The sequence below is a fragment of the Levilactobacillus humaensis genome (assembly GCF_024345185.1).
Classification (GTDB): Bacteria; Bacillota; Bacilli; order Lactobacillales; family Lactobacillaceae; genus Levilactobacillus; species Levilactobacillus humaensis.
The window spans coordinates 20,507-45,855 of sequence record NZ_BROB01000017.1 but is presented as its reverse complement, the minus strand read 5'-3'; the positions used below and the strand labels follow the sequence as shown (position 1 = coordinate 45,855).

Annotated in this window: 28 protein-coding genes; 14 read left to right on the top strand and 14 right to left on the bottom strand. The window is 49.5% G+C overall.

Translation table 11 applies throughout. The features are described 5' to 3' along the window. Positions 1 to 82: 82 nt before the first annotated feature. Positions 83 to 739: an HAD family hydrolase gene (locus OCU14_RS06830; protein ID WP_261810381.1), complete on the top strand. Its 657-nt coding sequence runs from the start codon at positions 83 to 85 to the stop codon at positions 737 to 739. A 59-nt stretch (positions 740 to 798) separates the two neighbouring features. On the opposite strand, the gene OCU14_RS06825 is transcribed toward OCU14_RS06830, so the two are convergent. After that, positions 799 to 1,428 (bottom strand): GyrI-like domain-containing protein, encoded by a 630-nt coding sequence (locus OCU14_RS06825; protein WP_261810380.1) that lies wholly within the window; start codon positions 1,426 to 1,428, stop codon positions 799 to 801. 159 nt (positions 1,429 to 1,587) lie between these two features. Continuing rightward, positions 1,588 to 2,058, bottom strand: coding sequence for an effector binding domain-containing protein (locus OCU14_RS06820; protein ID WP_261810379.1), 471 nt, complete (start codon positions 2,056 to 2,058; stop codon positions 1,588 to 1,590). A gap of 77 nt (positions 2,059 to 2,135) precedes the next feature. Between OCU14_RS06820 and OCU14_RS06815 the strand changes: the two genes are divergently transcribed. Further along, positions 2,136 to 3,095, top strand: coding sequence for a helix-turn-helix transcriptional regulator (locus OCU14_RS06815; protein WP_261810378.1), 960 nt, complete (start codon positions 2,136 to 2,138; stop codon positions 3,093 to 3,095). A gap of 62 nt (positions 3,096 to 3,157) precedes the next feature. Here the strand turns inward: OCU14_RS06815 and OCU14_RS06810 are convergent, their stop codons facing one another. From OCU14_RS06810 to OCU14_RS06770, 9 genes are all read right to left on the bottom strand, one after another. Continuing rightward, positions 3,158 to 3,829, bottom strand: coding sequence for an ABC transporter ATP-binding protein (locus OCU14_RS06810; protein ID WP_261810377.1), 672 nt, complete (start codon positions 3,827 to 3,829; stop codon positions 3,158 to 3,160). 3 nt (positions 3,830 to 3,832) lie between these two features. Next, entirely contained in the window at positions 3,833 to 4,888 is a 1,056-nt protein-coding gene (locus tag OCU14_RS06805; RefSeq protein ID WP_261810376.1) for an ABC transporter permease, read from the bottom strand. Positions 4,889 to 4,896: 8 nt separating this feature from the next. Then, positions 4,897 to 5,406, bottom strand: coding sequence for a TetR/AcrR family transcriptional regulator (locus tag OCU14_RS06800; RefSeq protein WP_261810375.1), 510 nt, complete (start codon positions 5,404 to 5,406; stop codon positions 4,897 to 4,899). 127 nt (positions 5,407 to 5,533) lie between these two features. Beyond that, a complete protein-coding gene (locus OCU14_RS06795; RefSeq protein ID WP_261810403.1) occupies positions 5,534 to 6,676 on the bottom strand; it encodes an MFS transporter in 1,143 nt (380 codons plus the stop codon). A 177-nt stretch (positions 6,677 to 6,853) separates the two neighbouring features. Continuing rightward, positions 6,854 to 7,210 (bottom strand): hypothetical protein, encoded by a 357-nt coding sequence (locus OCU14_RS06790; protein ID WP_261810374.1) that lies wholly within the window; start codon positions 7,208 to 7,210, stop codon positions 6,854 to 6,856. Between the two features lie 202 nt (positions 7,211 to 7,412). Continuing rightward, positions 7,413 to 7,973: a nucleotidyltransferase family protein gene (locus OCU14_RS06785; RefSeq protein WP_261810373.1), complete on the bottom strand. Its 561-nt coding sequence runs from the start codon at positions 7,971 to 7,973 to the stop codon at positions 7,413 to 7,415. Positions 7,974 to 8,076: 103 nt separating this feature from the next. After that, a complete protein-coding gene (locus tag OCU14_RS06780; protein ID WP_261810372.1) occupies positions 8,077 to 10,233 on the bottom strand; it encodes a YeeR family protein in 2,157 nt (718 codons plus the stop codon). Positions 10,234 to 10,381: 148 nt separating this feature from the next. Continuing rightward, complete coding sequence (locus OCU14_RS06775) at positions 10,382 to 10,639, bottom strand: Mor transcription activator family protein (RefSeq protein ID WP_261810402.1); 258 nt, start codon at positions 10,637 to 10,639, stop codon at positions 10,382 to 10,384. Positions 10,640 to 10,749: 110 nt separating this feature from the next. Beyond that, entirely contained in the window at positions 10,750 to 11,010 is a 261-nt protein-coding gene (locus OCU14_RS06770) for a Mor transcription activator family protein (RefSeq protein WP_261810371.1), read from the bottom strand. An 83-nt stretch (positions 11,011 to 11,093) separates the two neighbouring features. On the opposite strand from OCU14_RS06770, the gene OCU14_RS06765 reads away from it, so the two are divergent. Next, positions 11,094 to 12,041 (top strand): helix-turn-helix transcriptional regulator, encoded by a 948-nt coding sequence (locus OCU14_RS06765; protein ID WP_261810370.1) that lies wholly within the window; start codon positions 11,094 to 11,096, stop codon positions 12,039 to 12,041. Between the two features lie 173 nt (positions 12,042 to 12,214). Continuing rightward, the gene (locus OCU14_RS06760) at positions 12,215 to 12,721 is read left to right on the top strand and encodes a DUF2798 domain-containing protein (protein ID WP_261810369.1); all 507 of its coding nucleotides are present in this window, start codon (positions 12,215 to 12,217) and stop codon (positions 12,719 to 12,721) included. A gap of 155 nt (positions 12,722 to 12,876) precedes the next feature. On the opposite strand, the gene OCU14_RS06755 is transcribed toward OCU14_RS06760, so the two are convergent. Continuing rightward, complete coding sequence (locus OCU14_RS06755; protein WP_261810368.1) at positions 12,877 to 13,152, bottom strand: Mor transcription activator family protein; 276 nt, start codon at positions 13,150 to 13,152, stop codon at positions 12,877 to 12,879. 489 nt (positions 13,153 to 13,641) lie between these two features. On the opposite strand from OCU14_RS06755, the gene OCU14_RS06750 reads away from it, so the two are divergent. The 3 genes from OCU14_RS06750 (at position 13,642) to OCU14_RS06740 (ending at position 17,633) form a co-directional block, all read left to right on the top strand. After that, entirely contained in the window at positions 13,642 to 14,331 is a 690-nt protein-coding gene (locus tag OCU14_RS06750; protein ID WP_261810367.1) for an N-acetylmuramoyl-L-alanine amidase, read from the top strand. A gap of 455 nt (positions 14,332 to 14,786) precedes the next feature. Further along, positions 14,787 to 16,268: an aldehyde dehydrogenase gene (gene aldA, locus OCU14_RS06745; protein WP_261810366.1), complete on the top strand. Its 1,482-nt coding sequence runs from the start codon at positions 14,787 to 14,789 to the stop codon at positions 16,266 to 16,268. A 240-nt stretch (positions 16,269 to 16,508) separates the two neighbouring features. Next, positions 16,509 to 17,633 (top strand): NAD(P)-dependent alcohol dehydrogenase, encoded by a 1,125-nt coding sequence (locus OCU14_RS06740; RefSeq protein WP_261810365.1) that lies wholly within the window; start codon positions 16,509 to 16,511, stop codon positions 17,631 to 17,633. 316 nt (positions 17,634 to 17,949) lie between these two features. Here OCU14_RS06740 and OCU14_RS06735 read toward each other — a convergent pair whose 3' ends face one another. After that, complete coding sequence (locus OCU14_RS06735) at positions 17,950 to 18,963, bottom strand: NAD-dependent epimerase/dehydratase family protein (RefSeq protein ID WP_261810364.1); 1,014 nt, start codon at positions 18,961 to 18,963, stop codon at positions 17,950 to 17,952. Between the two features lie 96 nt (positions 18,964 to 19,059). Here OCU14_RS06735 and OCU14_RS06730 point away from each other — a divergent pair, with 96 nt between their 5' ends. Further along, the gene (locus OCU14_RS06730; protein WP_261810363.1) at positions 19,060 to 19,503 is read left to right on the top strand and encodes a MerR family transcriptional regulator; all 444 of its coding nucleotides are present in this window, start codon (positions 19,060 to 19,062) and stop codon (positions 19,501 to 19,503) included. A gap of 90 nt (positions 19,504 to 19,593) precedes the next feature. Here OCU14_RS06730 and OCU14_RS06725 read toward each other — a convergent pair whose 3' ends face one another. Further along, entirely contained in the window at positions 19,594 to 19,752 is a 159-nt protein-coding gene (locus OCU14_RS06725) for an AbrB family transcriptional regulator (RefSeq protein ID WP_261810362.1), read from the bottom strand. A gap of 161 nt (positions 19,753 to 19,913) precedes the next feature. Here OCU14_RS06725 and OCU14_RS06720 point away from each other — a divergent pair, with 161 nt between their 5' ends. The 6 genes from OCU14_RS06720 (at position 19,914) to OCU14_RS06695 (ending at position 25,335) form a co-directional block, all read left to right on the top strand. Then, positions 19,914 to 20,243 carry a toxin-antitoxin system HicB family antitoxin gene (locus OCU14_RS06720; RefSeq protein WP_261810361.1) on the top strand — a complete coding sequence of 110 codons (330 nt, stop codon included), beginning with the start codon at positions 19,914 to 19,916 and terminating at the stop codon, positions 20,241 to 20,243. A gap of 11 nt (positions 20,244 to 20,254) precedes the next feature. Continuing rightward, positions 20,255 to 21,094: an SPFH domain-containing protein gene (locus OCU14_RS06715; protein ID WP_373875079.1), complete on the top strand. Its 840-nt coding sequence runs from the start codon at positions 20,255 to 20,257 to the stop codon at positions 21,092 to 21,094. A 116-nt stretch (positions 21,095 to 21,210) separates the two neighbouring features. Beyond that, positions 21,211 to 21,570, top strand: coding sequence for an MmcQ/YjbR family DNA-binding protein (locus OCU14_RS06710; RefSeq protein ID WP_261810359.1), 360 nt, complete (start codon positions 21,211 to 21,213; stop codon positions 21,568 to 21,570). A 759-nt stretch (positions 21,571 to 22,329) separates the two neighbouring features. Continuing rightward, positions 22,330 to 23,970 (top strand): peptide ABC transporter substrate-binding protein, encoded by a 1,641-nt coding sequence (locus OCU14_RS06705; protein WP_261810358.1) that lies wholly within the window; start codon positions 22,330 to 22,332, stop codon positions 23,968 to 23,970. Positions 23,971 to 24,131: 161 nt separating this feature from the next. After that, entirely contained in the window at positions 24,132 to 24,644 is a 513-nt protein-coding gene (locus OCU14_RS06700; protein WP_261810357.1) for a GtrA family protein, read from the top strand. A gap of 118 nt (positions 24,645 to 24,762) precedes the next feature. After that, positions 24,763 to 25,335 (top strand): cadmium resistance transporter, encoded by a 573-nt coding sequence (locus OCU14_RS06695; protein ID WP_261810356.1) that lies wholly within the window; start codon positions 24,763 to 24,765, stop codon positions 25,333 to 25,335. Positions 25,336 to 25,349 lie beyond the last annotated feature (14 nt).

Below are 25,349 nucleotides of genomic sequence, written 5' to 3'. Positions count from 1 at the left end.
GGCATTCGGGGACATCGTTTTTCTGTTTGGAACAGGCGGCGACCTCCCCCTCATGTCAAATCCGTCAGAAGGAAGTTTTACGATGACTAAATACTTAACGTTTGACTGCTATGGCACCCTATTACGGGAAGAAGATACCTACGCCAAAGTTGCCGAAATTGCTCAGAAATTAGAGGTCGATCCCCAGTTGGCTCGCCAACGCTTCGCCACCTATCAGAGCGACCGAAATAATATGCACCCTTACCTAGACTACGATCTCCTGACCCGAAATAATCTGATTCATCTGGATTACCAGTTTGGACTCACACATCAGTTTGAACGCTACTTCGTTGATGTTCTAACTGCCCACCGTACCCTCAAGCCCTTTCCCGAGGTGATCGCCACGCTGAAGACCTTACAGGATCGTGGCTACCACCTCATTATGATGTCGAATTCCTCCTGGGACATCATCCCGGCTAATGCGGCGGCCCTTCAGGTACCGTTCGACATTTGGACGGCAGAGGATGTTCACGCCTACAAACCGGATCACCACTTCTTCAATACGGTTGCCCAGCACTATGATCTAACGCCAGAAAATCACTGGCATATCGCCGAAGGCTACCTGAGTGACATCGTTCCTGCTGACGACCTGGGCTGGCCATCGATCTGGGTCAACCGGGATAACGAGGCGCCAACCACCGCAGCCATGCCAACGCATACCGTTTCAACCTTGGACCAGGTTCTGCAATGGTTACATTAGTCCAATTTAAAAAGACCAGGACATTTTTGTCCTGGTCTTCTTTATTTCACAGTCTTGATTTAATCTTTAGCCGCCAAACGGTAACGCAACACCGTCTTAGCCTTCTCTGGCGCTGTCCGCCGCGAGTCTGTCAAATAGATTTCACGGTGCCAGTAGTCGCCCATCGTGGAGATGACCTGTTCATGCTGTTCGCTGACAATGGCCTGCATCTTCGCAAAGGTTGCGGGTTCCTCATCAAAGGGCCCGTGGTGCATTGCCTGAATAACCCGGCCCTCTGTGTACGAGGTCCATTTCAGTTTGGACAACCAGGGATTATCCTTCTTGTGCATGACTCGTTCCAGACTCGCCTGGAAATTTACCTCCGTCAGGCGATCTGGCTGGCGCAACATAATCTGATAACGTAACGCCGACTTATTCAGGTCGGCCCCCTTAGACCCATCATCGGTCGTCCAGACGCCCTCCAAGGGGTAAACGGTATACTCGTAAGGATCGCCCAGTTCACCGCGCTTCAAGGCCATTCTTAAGTCATAGGCGACGGGATATAATGCCCCGATCTGCTCGCTGAATTCGGGACGGTTCGGATCACCGGTCCCCGCCAGAGTGATGAAATTCATCTGGGGTAACGTTAAGATCGTTGGTTGTTTAGGGAGATACCACTCTTTTTCGGCTTTTCGCCACTCGTGTTTCACGTGAAACCCTCCGTTTCAATTGGCGCCAAACTTATCTAGCTGAAACGTGTGCCAAAAGGCAGCCAACTCCGCTTAACCCCGATAGTCAAACAATCCAAAATCAGGATTGTCCGACTATCGACGTTAATGCTCGCTGGCTAACCGCCTTTTGTCACACTCTTATTTTTCCACCAATGGAACTAACATCTCACCATGCACACCGTCAGCATCTTGTCCCGTCATGTAGGAGGTATTGGGGCCACCCACGTAAGCGTAGTCCTCGAGTTTCGGGAGAATTTCACCGAAGGCCGGTCCCTCTAACGCATTATACAACCCCATCTGATCGCTGGCCGTTCCCTGGATCACCAGGTACTTCCCGGCTGGAAAGGCAATCAGCCGTTGCCCAGTCGCTACCGTCGCGCTAGGATCAACCTGCTTGCCAGCATAGTAATGGAATTCCCCATTAACGGCTTCGTTCACCGCATAGGGATAGTCGGTGACCCCGGCCAAATCATCTAAGGCGTGGCCCGCGTTGATTTTCTGCCAGAAATCTGCCTTCTGTTGCCCCATTTCAGAGAAGCCGCCGGTCAGCACCATCCCAATACCTAAAACTGTAAAAGCTGGTTTTTCTTCGATTGCATAAGTTGTCATGTTCGTGACCTCCATTTCTTGATACACTGAGTATAATCGTTAAACGTATCAAAAACTGACACCATTTGGAGGCAATCATGACAAAAACATCGCGAATCAATACCATGATGCGCTATATCAACAATCGCCAGGTCTTTACCATTCGTGAACTGATGACCCAATTTCAAGTCTCACGGAGCACGGTGATTCGCGATCTCAACAGCATTCAGGAGCTGGGGATGCCCCTGACCGCCACGGTAGGGCGTGACGGTGGCTATGCCGTTCTCGCCAATCGTCTCCTACCGGCCGTGCAGTTCAACAATGAGGAATTGAAAGCCCTCTTCGTGAGCTTTCTCGCCACCCTCAACACCCAGCTTCCCTATTTGGAGAATCGAAATACGTTGACCGAGAAGCTTGTGGCCATTGCCTCGCAGACCCAACAGGACGATCTACTAACGCTGCAGGAACTCCTAGTCTTTGATCACACGAATCCCCGCAATCCGAAATTAACCGAACTCACGGACTTCGCGCCCGCGCTCTTAAAACCCTTACTCAACACCTGTCTGCGAACGCGTCAGCTGATCATCACGGATAGCACCGGTCGGCACACGGTCTGGATCCAACACGTCTTCACCCGCCAGGCCACCTGGTACATTGCCGCGTGGGATCTGACGACCCAGCGTTTCTGCCAATTAGCCGTTGCCGATATGCAGGACGTTCAACCCGTTACTAAGGAACAGGCGTTGGATCCTGACGTCATTACCGCGGCCATCCGTCAGGCCCAACCGGCCGTGAACGTCCGCATCAGCCTGACTGCCCCCGCCATTCAACAATTTCACAATCATCCCCATCCCACGGCTGTTCTCCAGTACCGCGATCCCTTTCAACAGACCGCCCTACTAGAGTGCACCGTCGAGCCCACAGACACCCAAGCGGTCCGTGATTTCTCGAATTGGTTCCGCTACTTGGGACCAAGCGCGCATCTGGAAATGGCCCCGATAGCGGTGACCAATGACCTGCGTCAACTCGCCAACGACCTATTGGCAAGCCTGCCCTAAGATGTTTCATGTGAAACAAAAATGCTCAGTAACCGCGCTAATTCACAGTTACTGAGCATTTATTAATTTAAGGTCATCTGCCCATCCATAATGGCGTAGGTACGGTCGGCGAATTCCTGTAAACGCAGGTCATGAGTCACCACCACGATGGCTTTGTTGTGGGCCTTAGCCAAGTCGCGGAGTAGCTGCCCCACCACCTTTACCCGGGCACTGTCTAAGGCCGCCGTGGGTTCGTCGGCCAATACGATGTCGGGGTTCTGGTAAAGCGCTCTGGCGATCGCCACGCGTTGCGTTTGCCCACCAGACAGCTCCGCCGGGTATTGGTCAATCAATGCGGCAATCCCCAGTTGTTCCAGCAGGTGCCGCAGGGCTGACTCGTCCAGATTACCGGTCGGTTTCACCCGATCAACCAACGTAAATTGATCACGGACCGTCAGATAGGGAACCAGATTATAGGCTTGCAAGATAAACCCAATTCGATTCAACCGTAAGGCGTCGCGATCCTTGGCGGACAAGTCATCGAGTGCCTGTCCCTGCACCATCACAGACCCTGAAGTTGGGGTCTGAATTCCCCCAGCAATCGTCAGGAAGGTACTCTTCCCAGAACCCGACGGCCCAATGACCAGGCTGACCTCGCCACTGACGGCTTCGAAATTGATGTCATCGAGCACCGTCACCTCATTGGTTGCGTGGCCGAAGACCTTATTGACGTGTTGTAACGCTAATGCTGGCATAGTCTAACCTCCCATAACGCTGACGGGGTCAACGTTTAAAATGACTTTGACGGGAATCAAGGCCCCGACGACCCCAGTTAACAGAATTCCTCCGTTGACTGCGCCCAATAAGGGTAAATTGAAGCTCATCGGGACACCCGCTGGCACTGCCAGAACGGTCGCCAGCGTCAGCCCGGCACCAATGACTAGACCCGCTACCACTAGCAACAACGCTTGGGTGACGGTCGTCGTGACCAACACCTTAGCTGGAATTCCTTGGGCCCGTAAGACGGCGTAGTTTGGTAACTTCTGCATTGTGAGGATGTAGAGGAAGACCGCAATCACCACCATGGCAATCACCATCAGGAAGCCAATCATAAAAGAAAAGGTCGTGTTCTGGGCAGAATAACCTGGCAGCTTGTTGATAAATTTACTCATCGGTAACGTACTCAGACCCTTGGCCTTGAAATTGGCTCGAGTCGAGACAATCCCACTGGCTTGGAAGTCTGGAGTCAAGTGACTCAGGGTACGCCAAGTTCCCAGCGACCCATATATGACGGGAGCGACACTGAGCTTGGCGTTATGCGTGAAGCCCACGATGCGATACTGGCCATCGGCGGCGTTCAACGTCACCTTGTCCCCCAAGTGGTAACCGTTATCCTTGAAGCTATCGTCGACTAAAATCTGGTTGGCCTTGGTCGGCTTGTGCCCGGCGGTAACCTTGAGGCGCCGGTAGACCAGTTGGTCGCGGTCAATTCCCAGAAATTGAGCCGAAAGTTTGGCTTGGCCCTTGGCCTTGGCGACGACACCGGTCTGTCCCAAGTAAGCCTCGTGACTGGTCAGCTTGACCTTATCGGCTACCTGTTTCGTCATCACCGATTGCGACAGACTGTCGTTGGCATCCTTGTTCAGGGCAATCCTATCGACCCGCCAACTACTGATAGCCTGGGTATTCTGTTGCGCCAGACCGTATGCCAAGCCACTTAAAATGAACACCAGGTAACTCACCAGAACAATCATGCCAATGATGAGCCCGTAGCGTAATTTTTCATGTCGAATCTCTCTTAAGGCTAAAAACATAGGCCCTCCTAACCCGCCAGTAACGTTAAGGCTTGACGGAAGCGTGCCAGGGCCGTATTTTGCTGGTCCGGCTGTAACATAATCTCTTTGATTGTCGCGTGACTCAGCGTCATCGCCGCCCAATCTGCCACTGGTAAATCCTCTGGTAAGGCCCGGGTCGGGAGCAAGCTCTCGTTCTCCCGGTAGTGGCGCTTAATCAGCTGGTCGTAGGGACTCGCGGCCACGTGGTCCACGAAGCTAGCCACTGCCTCATAGTAGCTATCGGGATTAAACGCCGCGCCAGTCGGCCGGCCAAACTCGTGGTGAATATGGGTGAGCGCCACGCCATAGAGGTACTGGTAGGCATCGGTCAGATCGGCAAAATATTTGTAGAAGGCTCCGCGGGCAATGTCGGCGCCCGTAACGATCCGAGCGACCTGGGCCTCGGCTAGACTGTGGTCCGAAAATTCGGTTAGTAACGCCGCGGTAATGCGGTCTTTTTTAGGTTGTGGTAAATTTTCAAAGTTAGATAATGGCATCATTAAAACTCCTTTCGCCAGTTAGTGACATCGTGTCACTATTAAGGAGTCTATCACGTAGGTGACACCGTGTCAACATCTACCCATTAAAAACGGCCCTACCGTCATGGTAAGGCCGGAAAACAACCTAATCCTGTGCTAATTTCTGTGGTTCACCGATCAGCCAGTGCCCCAGCAAGGCCAAGAGCAAGAAGACCATGGCCACGCCACAGACACCGTTCCAACCCGCATGCCCCCAGGCCCAGGTGGCCGATAGTGTTCCCATCGACCCACCCAGGAAGTAGCTGAACATGAAGACGGAGTTGTTTCGGCTACTCTGCCGGCGATTCAGGGACTGGACGATGGCCTGGTTGGAGACCTGACTGAATTGCGTTCCCAAATCCAGGAGAATAATGCCAACGATGAGACCCAGCATCCAGTGGCCAATTAACCAGAAGATCACGAAGGCGATCCCCGAGAAGACCATCCCCAGACCCACTGTCAGCCGCGGTGAGCGCTGATCGACAAGATTCCCAATCATCGGAGCCGCCAACACCCCAGCGATGCCTAGCAGCCCCAGAAGCCCAGCCACGCTACTGCCTAGGTGATAGGTGTCTGCCAGATAGAAGACCAGCGTCGACCACAGGACGTTCGACATACCAAACAGGCAGAAGCCGTTGATCGCCGACCCCCGTAACGCCCGTTGACTAGTAAAGAGTTTTGGTAACATCCCAATGACCTTTAGGTAGTTCAAGTTCTGGTGACCCCGTTCATCCCGCGGTAGTTTGGCATGCACGATGAGGAGAAACACGAGGTCGATTCCCGCCGCCAGCAGATAGATATCTTGCCACGGCATGATGCTCCCGAGAAGACCACTGAATGACCGTGATAACAGAATCCCCGTCAAGAGACCACTGAGCACGATGCCCAGAACCTTGCCGCGTTGAAGCGCTGGCGCCAAATAGCCCGCATAGGGGATGATGATCTGCGGTGCTACCGAGGTGATCCCCACCAAGGCCGTGGCGATGGCAAAGACCCCGGCCGTCGGTGCCCAAAACGCCAGTAATAGGGATCCAATCGAGAGAAGCATCATGACTTGAATAAGATGATAGCGATCAAAGATGTCACCCAAAGGGACAATCAGTAACAGGCCAAACGCATAGCCCAGCTGTGTCACCATGGCAAGCGTCCCGACCACCGCCTTCGACAGGTTAAAGTCCGCGGCAATCAGGTTCTCAATCGGTTGGATAAAGTTTAGGTTGGCAACGATGACCCCGGTCACCACTGCCATGAGTAGGACTGTCTTCTTCGACAGTGTTGCATGTGTATTCACTAGAAAAACCTCCTCATAGCAGTTTAGCCTTTTTTTCGGAGAATGAAAACCATCGACGGATTCGTGAAAACGCAAAAAAAGCTGAAAACGACTCAGCTCTTCCATAATTTATTTGATAACTGGCATCCTTCAGATCTATCGTGCTAACCGCTCATCGGTCATGTCTTCAGCACCCAACTTCAGTTGCCCGGCTCGCTTGACCAGCTTGTCAGCTGTGCGGTTACCTTCCGTAGGTAACGACATCGGTTGCGGCATTTCTGCGGCAATCGGGGCCTTCACTACTAATAGATGTGGACCATCCATGCTAAATGCCAACTGTTGTCGTAATTCCGTCGCGGTCAGCGTCAGTAAAGCCACACTAGCCGGACTCGACGTCGGCCGTGGCAGACTGGCAGCAGTTGCCGCCGCAATAAAGGCCCGCGGCCCGCCCAAACCCGCCAATGTCAACGTGACCCACACCAATCCCAATGATCGTACGACTGAACTTTTCATCAGACCCCTCCTAAGGTTTAGCCCCGACATCATTTTCAGCCTTAGTGTAGCAAATTCAGATCGCTTTTCAGCAAATTCTCTGTATTTTATTGGTAAAGGTCTCGCTTTCAAAATGGCCTTTCAGCTAAATTCAGTTAAAAAGGGCCACTCATCTAATGACAAGTGACCCTAAAAATCAATTATTCTTATTTAGCAAACGACACTAACGTTCTGCGACCCGCAACCGGGGCCAGGTTTTCTGCCACTGTTTGGCCGCCATCCGCTGCTGATAAATCGCTAAGTGCGCGGCGTCCTGCTGGTAAAAGGGAATTGGCCGACACCGGAGATTAACCAAATCATCCACTCCATGGGGAGCAATCAAGGTGACTTCATCCCCATCCAGGTAAGCCCCAACACAGGTGGGTACCTCAACGAAATGGCCAATCGCATCCGCCACAGAGGTGAACTCGGGCGTATCACTGAAATTGTAATGTGCCATGTAGACCTCATTTTTCACCTGCCATTGATACTGCGGTGCTAGCTGGGTCAGGTGTTCGTAAATCTTCATGTCATCGCTAGCCGGCTGCGCAGGGTCAAAGAAAACCACATCTACGTCGCTGAGGAGTTGAAATGGTTGCCCACTCAACGATTGCCAGACCGTATTGCGAATACTCCCCGCCGCCAGTGCCCCCTGCTCGAGGTGACAGTCGCGGATAATCCGTAGAATCTGCATGAGTTCTGGGTTGGCGGTGACGATGGCTTGGACTTGGGATTCGGGTGTCATTTTGGTGTGGACCTCCTGTGGATTTTGTTCAGTCTAGTATACCGCCAAAGTGCAGAGTGAAACTATTCATTTTACCTTTAGATCCGAGAACGCTTCAGTTTCACTAAGCCATTACGTAGTCACTTTTGACATCTTCAACCGCATCTAGAATTTCTTCATCAGTAATCGTTTCACGCTTACTCAGTACACTGGTAACTGCTTCACCCACCAAGATATTTCGCGCAAAGTTTCTAGAATCATTTGCCGCAAACATATCTTTTAACCACGAACCAAGTTTTTTATTTTGAAATGTCATCTCTAACACCTTCTGGAATTCTTCATGGGTCAGTCCCGATGACATAACGACGTCCAAGAACTCTTCTTTGAATACTTGATACATTTCTTTTGCATCATCTTCAACAAAAATATCCAAGACTTTTTTGGTGAAGTAACCCGCAACTGGGGCAGTAATTAATCCAGCTGGACCAGAAATAACCCCAACAGCAATTGAAACGCCACCAACAACGGATCCTTTAAATAATTGTCCTGTTGAGATTCGACCGCGAAGGGCATCTACGACTAGTGGTCCAAACGTAATCCCCACCATGAAGACGTTACCCGCATATCTGCCAATATCCTCTGCCCCTTGCTTCAATCCAATACTCTTAGCCAATCCAGAACTTACTAGCTTCTTACCAATTTGAGACTTGGCTGTCTGACTAGAGAATAATATAACAACAGCCGACATAGCCCCAGCTGAGAGGGCTGACCCGCCGGCAATTCTTGCGGCATCCTTCTTGTCAGCCCCTTGCCATCTTGCAGAAGCATACGTCATTATAAAAGTGATACCGACTGTTGGTAACGACATCTCCACAGCATTTAAAGAGTCTACTGTAAGAGATTCAATAGTTCCTGCCTTGGCAATTCTAGCAAGTTGTCCCCCGTCTAATGGTCCACACTTGACCATTTTTTCAGCATCATTGGGATTAGTATGTCCTTCGACATTTCCTTTTTCAATTTGCTTTCTCATATACTCAACAGAACTACGGTACTGATCCTTCGGAACCTCTGTTGGCATATCACCATACTGATATTTACCCATTTTTTGAGTTTTTCCATCTTTAAATGAAAGCTTAATACTATCAGCTGTATTCTTTCCTGCGTATTGTCCGTTACTATCCAGTTTAATAGACGTTTTTACCTGAACCTTTTTCCCAAAACTCAAGCGATCGGGTCCATGTTTAGCATTGTCTTGGCCTCGCAAACCACTATTAGTTAAGAAACCACCATCCAAAACCGAATTCGCATATTCTGCCGCAACACCGTGTCCTTGACGCCCATTTACCATCTGATTTATTTGAATATTATGTAAGTTACCAGCTGCTGCAATGCCAGATTGTGCACGTGATCCAGTAATAATTGCACTAGCATCAGCACTAGCATTTAAATTTTTTTCAGCCTCATGACTGTACTCGTCAAACATAGTCTTCTTATTGTTTTTTTCTACCACCTCAAGATTTGCTAGATCATTATCTAACCCCTCTTGAAACCCTTCATCAATCGCCCCTGTATATAGAGCGCGAGTAAATCCAGAGCTAATAAGCCGGTCTACATTAGCAACTAACAATCCGTAATTGAGGAGTGGGTAGTCTTCTAATAATACTTGAACTTCCTTTAATTTTGAACGAATCGTTATAACTTGTTTTTCTTCATCATAATTAATAAACCACATACCAGAAAATAAGAGTTCAACGCTTTTAACAATTGACCTTGTTTGCTTGTTTTTTTCATCCTTTGTAAGACTTTGCGTTGCAATTCCAATACCACGATTAGTCACGACAATACCATATTCACGTAATTCCGAATCAATTAGACTCCTAATTGGATAGTACCCATATACAACATCACCATTACTAAATAAGTTTTCAAATGAACTAGCGAAATACTCCGCACGTCCAAAAGGAATCTCATCTTTCGCAAAAGGCAAGGCCTGGCCAATTTTGTCCATTCTTTGTGTTACTTGATCATAGTTATAATTAAACTCGGACTTTTGATTTACCCATGCATTAAATCGACGTTCTATTCGCTGCTTTTGAACAGTCTCGCTATTCTCATAAATCCAAATACCTGCGACAGCAGCTACAACTAAAAGACTGAGTGGATAATTTCTAAGCAAAGCAACCACAACTAAAGCTATGGGCACTCCTACAATCCATTTCCAATATTTTTTCCCAACAGTTGCGGCAATCGCAATAATTGCAATTATTAAAATAAATTCCATATGATGACACTCCCTTGCATTTTTTGTTGCGAATTATTCAAGGACATTCAGGTCAACGCTATGCTCTTATTTCCAGTATATTACCGCAAAGTCTGCCATCCTAGTTTTATTTTTAGCTATCTACTTTTCATAATCCCTATATTTAACATTATTTTTTCTTTCCCCGCCCTAACTGAATCATCTGCCGTACCCAACGCTGCGAATAATCATATTTTCTGGTTAACTCCGCAATATTATGGCCGTTGTATTCCGTTAGGATTTGCTTGGCCACCTTGTCCCGATTGTAGAGCCGCATGGGAAACGACACCTGCTGACCACGATATAACTGATAAATTTTCTCGGTCAGATCCTCCCCAACCAAATCCACCAACTGGGCGTACGTATCCTGTAATAAATCCACGCGCATCTTCACTTAAAACTCCTCCTTCATTGACTTCTACACTTCACAGAGTAGCAAACGTGCACGTTTTGCTAAAATGGCCTTAGCCGTACACGATACCGGCAATCTTCCCCGCACTATGCCTCCGGTTTTGCTAAGATTCTGCGAATGGTGCGGCTCGAATAATTGTGATCGTGAGCCAGCATCGCCACGCTAACGCCCTGGTTATAGGCCTGCCGAATCGCCATAGCTTCCTTCTTCCGGTCCAACAACCGTCTCGGAAAGGTGATCTGTGATCCGCCAAAGTAAGCACATATTTTTTTCGTAGCCACAACTCCGACGACTTGTGCTAGTCTCTGATAGACCGCGTGCCAATTTTCAGTGTCATCCACTGTCATCAACTCCATTGCTTCCTAATTGACTTGAGTTTACAATGACAAATAGACAATATATGTCCACCTACAAAAAAGGAGGCCGCCAAATGAATGCCGCCTATCGTCAACTAACCATCTTTCAATTATTATTAACCAATCATCTCGTCAAAAAGGCCACGCTGGCCGATCGGTTCAACGTTAGCCCCCGCATGATTCAACGTGATATCAGCCAGATTCGTCAGTTTATTACCGACCAGCACCTCTTCTATCAATTGGCTTATAACCGCCAATCCGGAGGCTACCAGTTAGAAACCACTCAGGCCACCGTTTCCAAGCAAGCCTTGCTCCTCTTGATAAAGATCGTCCTAGCCAGTCGGGCCCTCACGACGGATGAAATGAATAAGACCATCGACGGCCTCCTCCAACTCATCCCCATCACCGATCAAAATGAGATTCGCCCCATCATCAAGAACGAACGCTTCTACTACCAGCCGGTCCATCATGGCCAGCCGCTACTCGACATCGTTTGGCAACTCAGCGGCTACATCAGCCAACGCCAAACAATCACCATTACCTATCAACGGCAACACCGCGAAATTGTGACGCGGACCATCCTGCCCGAGGCTATCATTTTCTCCGAATATTACTTCTACGTGGTGGCTTATAATGCCAAATACAAGAGCAACCTCTTCTATCGCGTCGACCGGATTCGCCACATTCAAGTCAATAATCAACAGCCGATCACCCGGACCCACGCGGAACGTGTCGAGGATGGTGAACTCCGCCGGCTGGTTCACTACATGCAACCAGGGAAGAGAATCACGGTACGTTTTAAGTTCTGGGGAATCGTGGAGGCCGCCCTCGACCGTTTTCCGACGGCCGAAGTGATGGACCGTTACCCCGACGAAGGGGCTGTTTTGATTGAAGCCACCGCATTCGATCGCGGGGCCAAGATGTGGTTGCTGAGCCAAGGTTCCTTGGTTCAGGTTCAAGCACCCAGTGACTTTGTCGCGGATATCCGGGCTGAACTACAACGAACCTTGGATCGGTACTAACGCCCCGTTCTGAACTTCATGACGTGCTATAAACGTATGAGTGACCCGCACTCAAGCCACTCATTTCAAATGAAATCGTTTTAGCCGCCAATAAATCAAAAATAATCCTTACGACAATTTTGGAAACGTGTTATGCTAGCATCTCGTGGGAAATTTAAACGAGGAGCAACACAATGCCTAAAAATTTCAAAGAAGAATTACTTTTCACTGCCGTTATGGCGGGACTGATGGTCCTGGTCATGGCTGGCTACAACATCGCTTTAGCCGATGGCTTTTCCAACCACTTCATCCGTGAGGTCCTGACGGGATATCCGCTGGCCTTACTGGTGGCCGCTATCTGCGACCTGGGGATTATCGGCCCCGGGGTTAAATACATCTTTTTCCACTTCATTATTAATGATTACATGAAAAAGAAACAAATCCGGATTGCTTTGACAATCTCCGTCATGATGGTTGCCGGTATGGTTACGTTGATGTCCCTGTTTGGGATCATCGTGACCCAGAACTTTGGTGGGAACTTCTTCCTGACCTACCTGCACACCTGGATCTTTAACTTATTTATGGCCTTACCACTGCAACTTATCGTGGTCGGCCCCATCGCTCGGGCAATCCTGGGCGCTGTTCAAAAGAAGACTGCTTCCAAGGCAGCCAAAATGGAAACCGAATCAGCAGAAGATTAAACCTAACTAAACGTCGCCGCTACCAATCAGTAGTGGGGACGTTTTTATATTTTCAGTGGACCCACGCCAACGAAAAATAGAAGCGTCACAACCGTTAAATCTCGGTTGTGACGCTTTTTAGGATCTCCGTATGATTAATTATAAGTATTTAATTATTAGTGCTGATTATCGTTTTTCTCCGATTCAATTTCTTTCAATAATCGGCGAATATGTCGGGCCGAGTAACCGTGAGACTGGGCCAAGACATCGACCGGAACGCCGTGTTGTCGCTCCTGCCAAATCATCTCGGCTTCTTTCTTAGGGTCGAGTAATCGGGTGGGAAAGTAGAGTTGGGACCCCGTGAAGTGCTTAAAAAGTTCCTCCGTTGCCGCCGCTCCGATGATCCGAGCCATCTCCTGGTAAAGTGTTTGCCAATTTTCCGTCTTTTCCATATTTTCTTAACCACCCTTACTTCACATTAGAAATCTGAATTATGTCACCGAAAAAGGCGTTCTCACGACCCCTTTCTTTTATCTCTGGAACACTTAACAGCGCGACTCAACCTGTGCTACGGCGCGGTTCTATTACTGATTAGCTTACCCGGTTGAGTTGGCCATTTCTGTTGACCTTTTCACGACAAATGTCTATATCACCTCAAATAATCAACGTTTTGGCATTGTCGCCGAGCTAAACATTTAAATCTTGAGACCCTTTATTCGGCGGTCTATCGCCAATCGAGCAGCTTGCTTCCACGGCATTAATCTGGAGACGCCGATGATTAGCTCACCGTTTTACCACCATAAGTTCTATGAATATTTTTCCAACCCCATCGTTTGCCGCTATCTAAAGACTGGTTTTCGTTATAAATACCGCTACCGGTCAACACTAGATTGATGTATGATTGAACTAGTTAAGACAATACATATCCGGAGGAGTTAAATATGCGTTTGAAATGGAAACTAAGCTTGCTCACCGCTGCTCTACTACTTTTACCGGCCACTCTGGCCACGACACCCGAAACGGCGGTCAAAGCCGCTAGCACGTCGACAGCCAAGACAACCAAGAAGGTCACGAAAAAGAAGAAGGCTAAGCATACCTACCTCATCGTGATGGGTCACGGTGCCGGCGATCCCGGTGCTCATGGGAATGGGACCAACGAAGCCAAGTTCTTACGGAAGTACTACCTCCCGCAATTAAAGAAGTACGCCAAGCAGATCAAGAACAGCAAGGTCGTTTTCTACAACTCAAAGCACGACATCGTTCGTGATACCCTGGTTCACCACAAGGGGTCATACAAGATTAATAAGAAGACAACGGTCATCATGTTCCATCTCGATGCCCCATACGGTCGCGGTGGTCACGTCATCATTCACAAGAAGCACCCGACGGCTCGTGACAAGCGGATGGCCAAGGTCATCAAGAAGTCCGTTGGCTTGAACCACGCCTACAATGGTTACAGCTACCGGACCGACCTCAAGAACTGTAACGTGTTGCGCCACCGGCACATCGACTACAGCCTGGTCGAAATGGGCTTCATTACCAACAAGTCCAACTTCAAGCACCTCAAGAAGAACCGAGCTAAGATTGCGAAAGCTTATATCGAAGCTATCACCAATGAGACTATCAAGTAGACCTGTCACAATATGTCAGAAATCCCCTGATCAAAATTGATCAGGGGATTTTTTTGAAAGTAATTGTGAAATTGTGTTCATTGATCACGGCTGTTTGATCTGTCAAGTGTTTCACCATTGGCAGTCATCCTCATTTTCACCCACAACCATCACCACCCGTGATGCGCCTTATGTCGTTGAGTTTAGTAAGTTTCTTACCGAAGCCGCTCACGTCTAGGCCCCCGGGCGACACACATGCTCAACAAATTATTGGGAAACAATTCCTTGTGATATATTTGGCAATCTATCCTTTTTCACGTTATAACTAGTTATGGGTAAGCAAATAGACGGGTAATTTATTAACAACTCTAATTGCTCGATTTTTCACCCGATCACTCAAATCAACCTATTCGTTCCGAGTGATCCTGTTGGCAGTCGTTTTCGTTCTCAATTTTGGAAAGGAAGGCTTCTCGCTTATGTCACAGTCACAAAATTCCGTATCGTTAAAACACTATCAAATGTACATCAACGGTGAATTCAGAGACTCCACTTCCGGCAATCTCATCACCGTCATTAACCCCGCTACTGGAGAACCGATCTCGACGGTTCCCAGTGCGACGGTCGCCGAAGCTCGGGAGGCCATCGATGCCGCCTACGAGGCTCAGAAGACCTGGAAGCAAGTGCCAGCCGCGACTCGGGGACAGTATCTCCACGACTGCGCGACTGAGATTCGTAAGGACCAAGACCACCTGATCGCCATGCTCCAAGAGGAACAAGGCAAGATTAAGTCGCTGGCCACCACTGAAATTCTCTTCTCCGCGGACTACTTCGATTACATGGCCAGCGCATCTCGGAACTATGAAGGGGAAATCGTTCAGTCCGACAACGCCAATGAAAATATCATGATTGCTAAACAACCAATCGGAGTTGCCGCCGGGATTCTCCCATGGAACTTCCCATTCTTCCTCATCGCCAGAAAGATGGGACCCGCTCTGGTTACTGGGAATACTATCGTCATGAAACCAAGTACCGATACACCAAACTTAGGCCTGGAATTCGGGAAGATTTGTGATCGTGTCGGCATCCCTAAAGGGGTCGTCAACATCATCACCGGTCCTGGTGCGGTCATTGGGGATGAACTCTCCAAGAACAAAAAGATTGGTATCATCAGCCTGACTGGGTCCGTCAATTCCGGAAAGCGTGTCATGACTGCGGCCGCAACCCACATGGCCAAGGTTTCCCTGGAACTCGGTGGGAAAGCGCCAGCCATCGTCTGCAAGGATGCCGACATCGACTTGGCCGTCCAAGCCATTATCGACTCCCGGATCGACAACAACGGGCAGCTCTGCAACAACTGTGAACGGATCTACGTTCAGGAGGATGTCGCCGAAGAATTTACCCAGAAATTAGCCACCAAGATGGCCGCCGTTACGGTGGGTGATCCCATGGCTGACGAGTCTGTTGGTATGGGACCTCTGATCAACCAAGCCGCCTTAGATAAGGTTGCTGGAATGGTTGACCGAGCCGTCGAAGCCGGTGGGAAGATCGTCGCCGGGGGCCACGTCTTAAACATTGCCAATGGCTTCTATTACGAACCAACGGTCATTACCAATGTGACCCAGGATTCCGAGATCGTCCAAGACGAAATCTTCGGACCGGTTCTCCCAGTCCTGACGTTTAAGACCTTAGATGACGCCATTAACATGGCCAACGACAGCGACTTCGGGTTGACCTCGTCCATCTTCACCCAGAACCTCGACAACGCCATGCGCGCCGCTAACGAGCTGGAAGACGGGGAAACCTATATCAACCGGTTCAACTTCGAAGCCATGAATGGATCCCACTCTGGCTGGAAGGAATCCGGCATTGGTGGGGACGATGGGAAGCATGGGATCGAAGAATTCCTGAACACCCACGTCATCTACCTGCAAGGTCATCCTGAGAAAGCGCAAGGCTAATCTGTCTTATCAAAAAGTTTGGGATTCATGCCCAAACTTTTTCTGTGAAAATGAGGGCTTTACGGTGAGTTCGTGAACTTTTCTCATTAAATTCCAATCGATATAAACGTGATAACGGCGGTGTTCACCGTCAATTTAAGTGCTGAAAGCCATTTTGAAAGCGCTTGCTTTTTCACCTGTTTGTTTGATAATGATCATTGTACAGGCAAACATTAAAATCTACTAAACGAGGTGCCAATTATGAAGATTCAAGCTGCAGTTGTTGATAAGCAAAATGCTGATTTTGAAATTCGTGATGACGTTGAACTGACGGACATGGGTCCTGATGATATTCAGGTCCACATGGTTGCTAGTGGGATTTGCCACTCCGATGAAGCCTTACGGACCGGGGTTGCCGTTATCGACTACCCAATCGTCTTAGGGCATGAAGGTTCCGGGATCGTCGAAAAGGTCGGCCCTGAAGTTACCCAGTTCAAGCCAGGCGACCACGTCGTTCTGAGTTTCTACGGCTGTGGGAACTGTAAGAGTTGTCTCAAGGGGATTCCAACCCAGTGTGAAAACTACGCGGCTAACAACCTCTCTGGGGTTCGTCCCGACGGCAGTGCGCACTTTACGGAAAACGGCAAGAAAGTGGCCGACATGTTTGACCAAAGTTCCTTCACCTCCACGACCGTGGTTCGTGAACGGAACGCCGTCAAGGTTGATAAGGACCTCGACTTACGGAAACTTGGGCCTCTGGGCTGTGGGTACGTTACCGGTTCCGGGACTGTGCTCAACACCTTGAAGCCAAAGCCTGGTGACACTATCGCCGTCTTCGGGACGGGTGCCGTTGGGTTAGCTGCCATGATGGCCGGCCGGATTTCCGGCTGTACCAAGGTCATTGCCATCGATATCGTTGATTCTCGTTTGGAATTAGCGAAGGAACTTGGCGCTACCGATGTCATCAACAGTAAGAACGTTGACGACGTGGTCAAGGCTGTTCAAGACTTGACTGGCGGCTACGGGGTTAACTACGCGGTTGACACGACTGGTGTTGCCAGCGTCATCTCCAACTCCATCGCTGCCTTGGCTCAAGGTGGGACTTCGGCTGCTATTGCCGTTACCAACCACCACATTGACCTCGACACTTGGAATGACCTCTGTGTCAACGACAAGAGTGTCATCGGGGTTAACATGGGTGACTCCATCCCTCAGATCGACATTCCTCGCTTGATCGAATTCTACAAGCTCGGCATGTTCGACTTTGACAAGACTGAAAAGTTCTACAAGTTCAGTCAAATCAACGAAGCCAATGCAGACTCCGTTTCTGGGAAGACCATCAAACCAATTCTGGTCATTGATGACAGTTACGTTCCTGGTAAATAATCGCAAAAAATAGTCACAAAAAATCGGGATATCCTGTGAGGTATCTCGTTTTTTTGTGATCTTTTAAATTCACTTACTAAAGGTTGAAAGTTGAATATCACACAATAACCCCGGCATGCTGGGGCTTTATTGTACAAAAATAGACATGAGCTTACTCATATTCTTATAATTAAGTCGCTGAAACCAATATATATGAGTCTTCCTTTATGTTCTATAGAGTGTTGCACTTCAATTGTAAATTCGTCCCACATCCCAAGTGGCTCAAGAAGTGTGATCTATTTTTGTGCTTTCAACCTTTAGTTCACTTATTCAATTGTTAATTCATTTCTTGCATACTAGCTAAAGCTGACAAAACTGCCTGATGACTGCTACTAACTGGCTGCCATTTCAACAGTTGTCGCGCTCGCTGATTACTGACGCGATGACTCACCCGCATCATCAGTTGGGCCTCCTTCACCGCTTGGTTAAAGGGTGCCAGGCCATTTACCAGCCAGGTTGGCAATAGCCGGTGAGGCAACTTTCCTGCCATTTCCGGATATTGGTTTCGAATTAGGGTACTGATCGCCTGCATAGAAATTGCAGGTTCTTCGACAGCCAGGATTCGCTGTCCGGCGGCTTCGGGGGTTTGCATGGCCCGGACGTGGATGTCGGCCACATCACGAACATCGACGACGTTGACCACGAGATTTGGTGTGGGCTTACCCGCTATCAGCCGCGTCAAGAGGCCAAAACTACTGGTGACGTGACCACCCAATGCCGGTCCTAGCATGGCACCGGCATTAACCGTGACCAGCTCGGGGGATGCCGGATGGTGTTGGGTATACTGCCAGGCCGCCCGTTCCGCGAGTAGTTTGGCCCGTTCATAAGCGGAAAGGCCCGGCTGTTCGGGATCCGTCCAATCTGCCTCGGTAACGACGTGATCGCCAAAGCTACTGAAGCCCACCGCACCCAGGTTGGCCGTCATGACCACTCGCTTAACACCGGCAGCTTCTGCGGTCCGTAAGATTCGTTTCGTGCCGACTTCAGCCGCTGTCGCCACCTGATCGGTCACGTTAGTCTCATTGACAAAGACTGGTGCGGCCACGCTCATAACTGTTGTCACCCCGGCCATCGCCGTCGCCCAGCCGGCATCCTGAGTGAGATCGGCGGGCACAAAGGTCAATCGATCGAGATGGGGTGTCCCGGCAATTCCCAGATCCGTTCGAACCGCTTCCGCCTGATCCAAGGACCGGAGCGTTGCCCGTACGGCGTATTCCTGACGTAATAATTCGCGAATAATGTGGCGAGCTAAGAACCCATTTCCGCCGGTAACTAAGATCAATGGCTGCATAGTTAAATCTCCTTATTTGCTTATTTCGCTAATTTTGATTAAGCTCAGCATAAACCCTAGACCATGCTCTAGGGCAACCGGAAAGAAGGAATTTTTGTGACTTATACCATCAAACAGGTGGCAGAGAAGACCCACTTATCGATTTACACCCTCCGTTTTTATGATAAACAGGGACTGCTCCCCTTTGTTAGCCGCGATCAGTCCGGCTACCGGGCTTTCACCGATGGTGATCTCCTACTCCTCCACACCCTCAGTTGCCTCAAGGATACCGGTATGAAGATCAGTGATATTCGTCAGTACATGACCCTGGTCATGCAGGGACCATCTTCGATCCCCCAGCGTCAACAGTTGTTGCGGACCCACCGCGACGCAGTTCTGGCACAACAACGGGCGATTGCCCGCAATCTCCAAGAGGTCGACCGCAAACTCAGTCTCTACGACTCGCCGATGGCCACCGACCTGGTTGGTCTGGAACTGGCGGCCGCCCGGAAAGAAAAGACTGCCAATGGGCTACCGGACCCCTTTTCTAAACTTAGATGACAAAAAACGGGAAGCCCTACCAGGTATCCCGTTCTTTGTCATCCGCAGAGTTCAAATCAAAATAAGCAATGTCTCCTTGATGTAATTGCATCAATCAAATTCCTCCGCACCGACGTCTGTGCCCCAGTCCGGTTCCGGTGTCGAGAGATTTCCATAAATTTTTTCTTGCTTCTCGACGACTGACCAAAACTCATCTGGCTGTTCACGTTCCACGATCACTTCACCGTCATCCCCCACATCTATTTTCAATGAGTATACCGGCTCATTGATCGTAAGGTAAAGGCAAACGTAAGGAATTATTGGCCTTGTTATTTTTACAATGCCGACAATAATGCAAAAAAATCGAATTAAAATCTTGTTCTTATGATATCACGGTGATATCATAAAGCTATCATCAGGAGGCACTTATCATGGCAAAAGAATCACAGAAGCGGTTTCTCTTACGGCTAGATGAAGGTCTTTTTAACCGAATTTCGGAAGCCGCAGACGCCGATGGCCGGAGCATCAACGCCTACATCGTTCAGGTGCTCTCTAAGGCCGCTCCAGCGGGGAACTGGGAACAGCGGCAGTTAATCGGCCGCGCTATCCCAGGCAAGGAATTAGACGTTAAATCTGGCCTGGTCTTAGTCGCCGGAATTTACTATCGGTATCTGTTGGAGTCACCGGAGAAACCAGATAAAGCCGCAAAGTATACAATCATCGAGAGCCACGGGAATATTTTGACGTTGAAAAAAATCTAGGGGGAATGAACATGTTCGGTATTCGAATTGTTCGACAAAATAACGAAGGCTTAGTAGAAACATTGGGGAAGTACAAACACACCGTCTTACCAGGGATTCACTTTTACATCCCCGGTGTCCAAAAGATCCGGACCGTTAGCCTGGCCATGTCACCATTGGCCCTGCCAAACTACTCGGTCATCACCAAGGATAACGCGGACGTTTCGGCCAGCCTGACGCTGAATTACCACGTCACGAACGCCGTCAAATACCAATACGAAAATACTGACTCCGTCGAATCCATGGCCCAGTTGGTCCGGGGCCACCTGCGGGATATCATCGGGCGGATGGACCTGAACCAAGCGCTGGGGTCCACGGCCAAAATCAACCAGGAGTTAGCCACGGCCATTGGGGATCTGACCGATACCTATGGCATCAACGTCGATCGAACCAATATCGACGAATTGACGCCATCCAAGGCCATCCAATCCGCCATGGACAAGCAACTGACGGCCGACCGGGAACGAATCGCTGCCATTGCTAAGGCTGAAGGGGAAGCCAAATCCATCGAGCTGACCACCAAGGCCAAGAACGATGCCCTGATGGCCACCGCCACGGCCCAAGCCACCGCGACGCGGACCCGCGCCGACGCCGAAAAATATCGGATCGACACAGTGAACTCTAGTCTGAGCTCAGCAACCAAAGAATTCTTCGAAAATCAATCGATCTCGGCCTTCAGTGACCTTGCTAATTCACCGGCCAATGTCGTGGTCGTTCCAAGTGATCACGTCGCCGATCTGGGTCAGATTCCCGCCATCGGCGCCGCACTGAAGAGCGGCCTGGCCGATGTCACCCCTAAACCTAAAAAGTAATTTATTAAAAACTGACGACCACCTGGCCGCCAGTTTTTGTTTCCTCTCGTTTCATTGCCCTTCCCCCTATCTGGGCGGTAAACTAGAGTTAGTTAATCTCATGAGGAGGTTTTGAGATGGTTACTCGTAAAGAAATTTTCACCTATACAGAAGATAACTACGGCGTGACCCCAGAGTACACCTTCAAGTCTTTCCCGAAGTACGCGGCCCTCAAGAATCGTCAGGGCAAATGGTTTGGGCTAGTCATGAATGTCCCCCTAAATAAGCTGGGACTGGAAGGCACCGAGGAGGTTGACATCCTCGACGTCAAGGTCGATCCTGAACTTGGCAGCATCCTACGCAGTAAGCCCGGCTACCTCCCGGGTTACCACATGAACAAGGAACACTGGATCTCAATTATTCTGGATCAAAACACGGATCACGACTCACTTTTCCAGCTACTGGACAGTAGTTATCAATCAGTTATTAAATATTAATAATTAAACGGTTATAATTATTAATTCGTATTTAGACACAACTTTACACTAATACAAAGTCATCAGGCCAGACCACACGCTGTGTCTCACCAGAAAAAATGAAACTTAATTTATCACGACCAATCTCAGCCTGGAGGGTGGCGCAAATGGGCTCAGCCGTGGGATTCTTGGGAGTTCCTAACTCCCAAGAATGGCGTCTTTGAAACGCGCTCTTGGCGGTTCAAAGCGAGGTAAAAGACCGCCCCCCAGGCTTTTACCGTCCTCCTCACAGCGTTCCAGCCCATTTGCGCCGCCCGGAAGGCACGGCCACGATCAAATTTTAAGATTTCTAGTTGACAGCATTTTTTCTCAGCGGTACACTAGCCTCAATTCAATAAATCGTCCGAAACAAACCATTGAGGTGGAGATCAAGATTATCGTGCACGTCAAGAGAGCCGTCGTTGCTGAGAGTACGGCCGAACGCAGATAGTTAAATGGACCACCGAGGGCTTCCCCGAACCATTAGAAGTACGGGAAGACGTGCGACATACGTCAGTTGTCAGGGAAATGTTAGTTTCCTGTGGAGAGGGGCGCGGTCTCTTTTTCGGGACCCGTCTAATTAAGGTGGCACCGCGGTTAAAACCGTCCTTAACACATTGGCTGTTGAGGACGGTTTTTTGTATCCAAATTTAACCGAGGGGGATTCACTTATGTTGACACGATGGCAAAGCTCATTATTCTTTCTAAACCCAACTAAACTAACTTTTGGAGGAATTTATAATGAGTCTATTAACCAAGAAACAAGTCTTACTTCTTTGCGGCGTTATCCTAGTCGGGGGCGGCATCTTCGCCGTCACAGCACACTCTAAGACTACTAAGTCGGCAACTCAACAGACCCTGAACCTATCACAAACAGCGCCAATCACCAGTCTCGATGTTGCCAAGATTACCGACAGTGTCTCCAGTACCGCCCTGAGTCAGGTGGGCGAAGGCCTTTACCGTTTGAACGCCAAGAGCCAAGCAGAGAACGCCTTAGCGACCAAGACCACGGTCTCCGATCGCGGTCATCGCTACACGATTGACCTGCGTCACGACGGCAAATGGAGCAATGGCGACCCGGTAACCGCCCAGGACTTCGTGTACTCATGGGAACGAACCCTGAACCCGCAATCCAAGTCGGAGTTCACCTACCAATTTGCCAACATTAAGAATGCCACGACCATCGCCGCTGGCAAGAAATCCCCATCATCCCTCGGGGTTAAGGCCGTGGGCAAGTATCGCCTCGCGATCACCCTCAGCCAACCAGCTGCTTATTTCAAACAAATGCTGGCCAGCACCACCTACTACCCCTTGAATAAAAAGGCCGTGAACAAGTACGGCAAACAGTACGGGTCATCCGCTAAGACCACCGTTTACAATGGGCCATTCGTCTTGACCAACTGGACTGGCACTAGCGACACTTGGACTTTAAAGAAAAACGCCCGTTACGCTAATGCCAAGGCAGTTAAGCTGCAACAGCTCAACTACAAGGTCATTAAATCAACGACAACGGCCTACAACCTTTACCAGTCCAAGCGCCTGGACGCCGTCACCCTGGATGGGGAACAAACCACCCAGAACAAGAACAATCCTAATTTGAAATCTCTCTCGCAAGGTCGGATTGGGTTCATGCAATACAACGAAAAGGACAAGGTCGCCGCTAACCGCGACCTCCGAACTGCCATTTCATTGGCCATTAACCGGAAACAACTGGCCGACCAAGTCTTAAAGAACGGGTCACTTCCCGCCAAGACCTTTGGGATTAAGAGCATGCTCAAGAACCCTAAGACCGGCGCCGACTTCACCCAAGACGCTGCGGAAACCAGTACCGTGAGCTATCAACCTACCAAGGCCAAATCCCTGTACCAACAGGCTTTAAAGCAGTTGGGCAAGAAGAGTCTGACGGTTACTATCACCTGTGGCGACGATGACGCCAGCAAGAAACTTTCCGAATTCATCCAGAGTGCCTTATCCACCAAGTTGGGCTTAAAGGTTACTGTGCAATCCATGCCCTTTACCTCGATGCTCAGCAACGTCTCCAAGGGGAACTTCCAGATCAACCTGACTAGCTGGAGCATGGACTACGCCGACCCGATTCAGTCCTTACAGATTCTGGAATCGACGAACAACTCCAACATGGGTCACTACAGCAGCAAGGCCTACGACAGTGCCTTAGACGCCGCTGAAGGCACCGACGCCCTCAAACCAACAGCGCGCTACGCCGACCTAGTTAAGGCCGCCCACATCGCGCTCAAGGACCAAGCCGTCACCCCACTCTATGAGGGACGGACCGGCGTTCTGGTCAATCCTAAGCTAAAAGGTGTCGTCTATAATCAATTTAACGGGAGTGCGGACTATCGGACCGCTTCTATTGCCAAATAACCACCAAAATTAGAGGGGCGTTGCATTGCAGTGACCGTAAATTACGGTATAATTAAGTGTGATACGACAATTACGCGTTTTCATAACTTCGGTGGGCCGCTGACGTTTTTCCTATACGGTTTCACCCGGCGAAAAAACGTTACAGAAAGGTTCCTAAAGTTATGGATAATCAAACCCCTCTACGCCACGACCATTACCCGACGACGAAAGCGGAGTATGAAGCCGAATTGACCGAAACAGAAAACGAACACGCTGCCGAGCTCCAAAAGGTTGAGCAGAAGGTCCAGGGACAAGTCTCCCGGTATCTCTTGTTCGGTGCCGTCTCAGTGGTCGTCAACATCGTCTTGTTCTACCTGTTCTATCACACCATGGGTATCGAATACCAAATCGCCAACTTTATTGACTGGTTAATTAGTGTTCAGGTTTCCTTCTGGTTAGACCGGCAGTTCGTCTTCATGCACAAGTCAGACAAGCCAATGAAGGAAATGGGAACGTTCTACATGACCCGGATTATTACCTTCTTAATTGAAACGGTCCTCCTGTGGTTCGGTGTTTCCGTCCTCAGTGGCAACAAGACCATCGTGAAGGTTATCGGCCACATTATCGCGTTAGTTCTGAACTTCTTCGTTTCCAAGAAGTTGGTCTTCAAGAACCAACCCGCACCTGCCGACTAAATTTAATCGTCAAAACCGAGACCATCTGGCCTCGGTTTTTTTATTCAATTTTTGTATAAAATCAACCTGTTAACTGGTGTATGATAGAAGATATTCCGAACAGAAGGACCGTGTAGCCATGTCTCTAACGTTTCTCCTCACCAGCATTGGCGTCTTCTTCGTTACCGACACCGATGACCTCATCGTCTTACTCCTGCTTTGGCTGACGGCCAAGAATGCCCGGCAGAAACATGCCGTGGTGATCGGTCAATATCTGGGAATCATGACCCTCATTGCCGTCGCCTGGATTATCAGCCGAGGAATCATCCACTTTAATGTCGTCCATTGGACCCGTTGGTTTGGCCTCATCCCCCTATTTCTCGGGATCTGGGGTCTAAAGACCTGGTGGCAGCATCGCGATGCCACCGGTCTTCCCCCACAGCTGACGAAATCCATTCGTTGGCCTCTCGTTTGGGCCCTTACCGTCAGTAATGGTGGTGACAATCTCAGTATCTATATTCCCTACTTCACCCACCTCACCACGCCGCAATTTGCCAATGTGTGTCTGATCTTCCTGATTATGGTGGGATTGTGGCTCCTGCTAAGTCATCAGTTGGCCAAGTCAACCATCGCCAGCCGTTTCTTCGCGCGCTTCGGGGCCTGGCTGTCACCGCTCCTCTTCATTGGAATTGGATTATTAATTCTACTATAGAAAGACATGTTTCA

Excerpts from the sequence above, each read along its gene's own strand:
- OCU14_RS06830 (WP_261810381.1), top strand. The coding sequence starts at position 83 with ATGACTAAATACTTAACGTTTGACTGCTATGGCACCCTATTACGGGAA.
- OCU14_RS06820 (WP_261810379.1), bottom strand. The coding sequence starts at position 2,058 with ATGACAACTTATGCAATCGAAGAAAAACCAGCTTTTACAGTTTTAGGT.
- OCU14_RS06815 (WP_261810378.1), top strand. The coding sequence starts at position 2,136 with ATGACAAAAACATCGCGAATCAATACCATGATGCGCTATATCAACAAT.
- OCU14_RS06810 (WP_261810377.1), bottom strand. The coding sequence starts at position 3,829 with ATGCCAGCATTAGCGTTACAACACGTCAATAAGGTCTTCGGCCACGCA.
- OCU14_RS06805 (WP_261810376.1), bottom strand. The coding sequence starts at position 4,888 with ATGTTTTTAGCCTTAAGAGAGATTCGACATGAAAAATTACGCTACGGG.
- OCU14_RS06800 (WP_261810375.1), bottom strand. The coding sequence starts at position 5,406 with ATGCCATTATCTAACTTTGAAAATTTACCACAACCTAAAAAAGACCGC.
- OCU14_RS06795 (WP_261810403.1), bottom strand. The coding sequence starts at position 6,676 with ATGGCAGTGGTGACCGGGGTCATCGTTGCCAACCTAAACTTTATCCAA.
- OCU14_RS06790 (WP_261810374.1), bottom strand. The coding sequence starts at position 7,210 with ATGAAAAGTTCAGTCGTACGATCATTGGGATTGGTGTGGGTCACGTTG.
- OCU14_RS06785 (WP_261810373.1), bottom strand. The coding sequence starts at position 7,973 with ATGACACCCGAATCCCAAGTCCAAGCCATCGTCACCGCCAACCCAGAA.
- OCU14_RS06780 (WP_261810372.1), bottom strand. The coding sequence starts at position 10,233 with ATGGAATTTATTTTAATAATTGCAATTATTGCGATTGCCGCAACTGTT.
- OCU14_RS06775 (WP_261810402.1), bottom strand. The coding sequence starts at position 10,639 with ATGCGCGTGGATTTATTACAGGATACGTACGCCCAGTTGGTGGATTTG.
- OCU14_RS06770 (WP_261810371.1), bottom strand. The coding sequence starts at position 11,010 with ATGACAGTGGATGACACTGAAAATTGGCACGCGGTCTATCAGAGACTA.
- OCU14_RS06765 (WP_261810370.1), top strand. The coding sequence starts at position 11,094 with ATGAATGCCGCCTATCGTCAACTAACCATCTTTCAATTATTATTAACC.
- OCU14_RS06760 (WP_261810369.1), top strand. The coding sequence starts at position 12,215 with ATGCCTAAAAATTTCAAAGAAGAATTACTTTTCACTGCCGTTATGGCG.
- OCU14_RS06755 (WP_261810368.1), bottom strand. The coding sequence starts at position 13,152 with ATGGAAAAGACGGAAAATTGGCAAACACTTTACCAGGAGATGGCTCGG.
- OCU14_RS06750 (WP_261810367.1), top strand. The coding sequence starts at position 13,642 with ATGCGTTTGAAATGGAAACTAAGCTTGCTCACCGCTGCTCTACTACTT.
- aldA (WP_261810366.1), top strand. The coding sequence starts at position 14,787 with ATGTCACAGTCACAAAATTCCGTATCGTTAAAACACTATCAAATGTAC.
- OCU14_RS06740 (WP_261810365.1), top strand. The coding sequence starts at position 16,509 with ATGAAGATTCAAGCTGCAGTTGTTGATAAGCAAAATGCTGATTTTGAA.
- OCU14_RS06735 (WP_261810364.1), bottom strand. The coding sequence starts at position 18,963 with ATGCAGCCATTGATCTTAGTTACCGGCGGAAATGGGTTCTTAGCTCGC.
- OCU14_RS06720 (WP_261810361.1), top strand. The coding sequence starts at position 19,914 with ATGGCAAAAGAATCACAGAAGCGGTTTCTCTTACGGCTAGATGAAGGT.
- OCU14_RS06715 (WP_373875079.1), top strand. The coding sequence starts at position 20,255 with ATGTTCGGTATTCGAATTGTTCGACAAAATAACGAAGGCTTAGTAGAA.
- OCU14_RS06710 (WP_261810359.1), top strand. The coding sequence starts at position 21,211 with ATGGTTACTCGTAAAGAAATTTTCACCTATACAGAAGATAACTACGGC.
- OCU14_RS06705 (WP_261810358.1), top strand. The coding sequence starts at position 22,330 with ATGAGTCTATTAACCAAGAAACAAGTCTTACTTCTTTGCGGCGTTATC.
- OCU14_RS06700 (WP_261810357.1), top strand. The coding sequence starts at position 24,132 with ATGGATAATCAAACCCCTCTACGCCACGACCATTACCCGACGACGAAA.
- OCU14_RS06695 (WP_261810356.1), top strand. The coding sequence starts at position 24,763 with ATGTCTCTAACGTTTCTCCTCACCAGCATTGGCGTCTTCTTCGTTACC.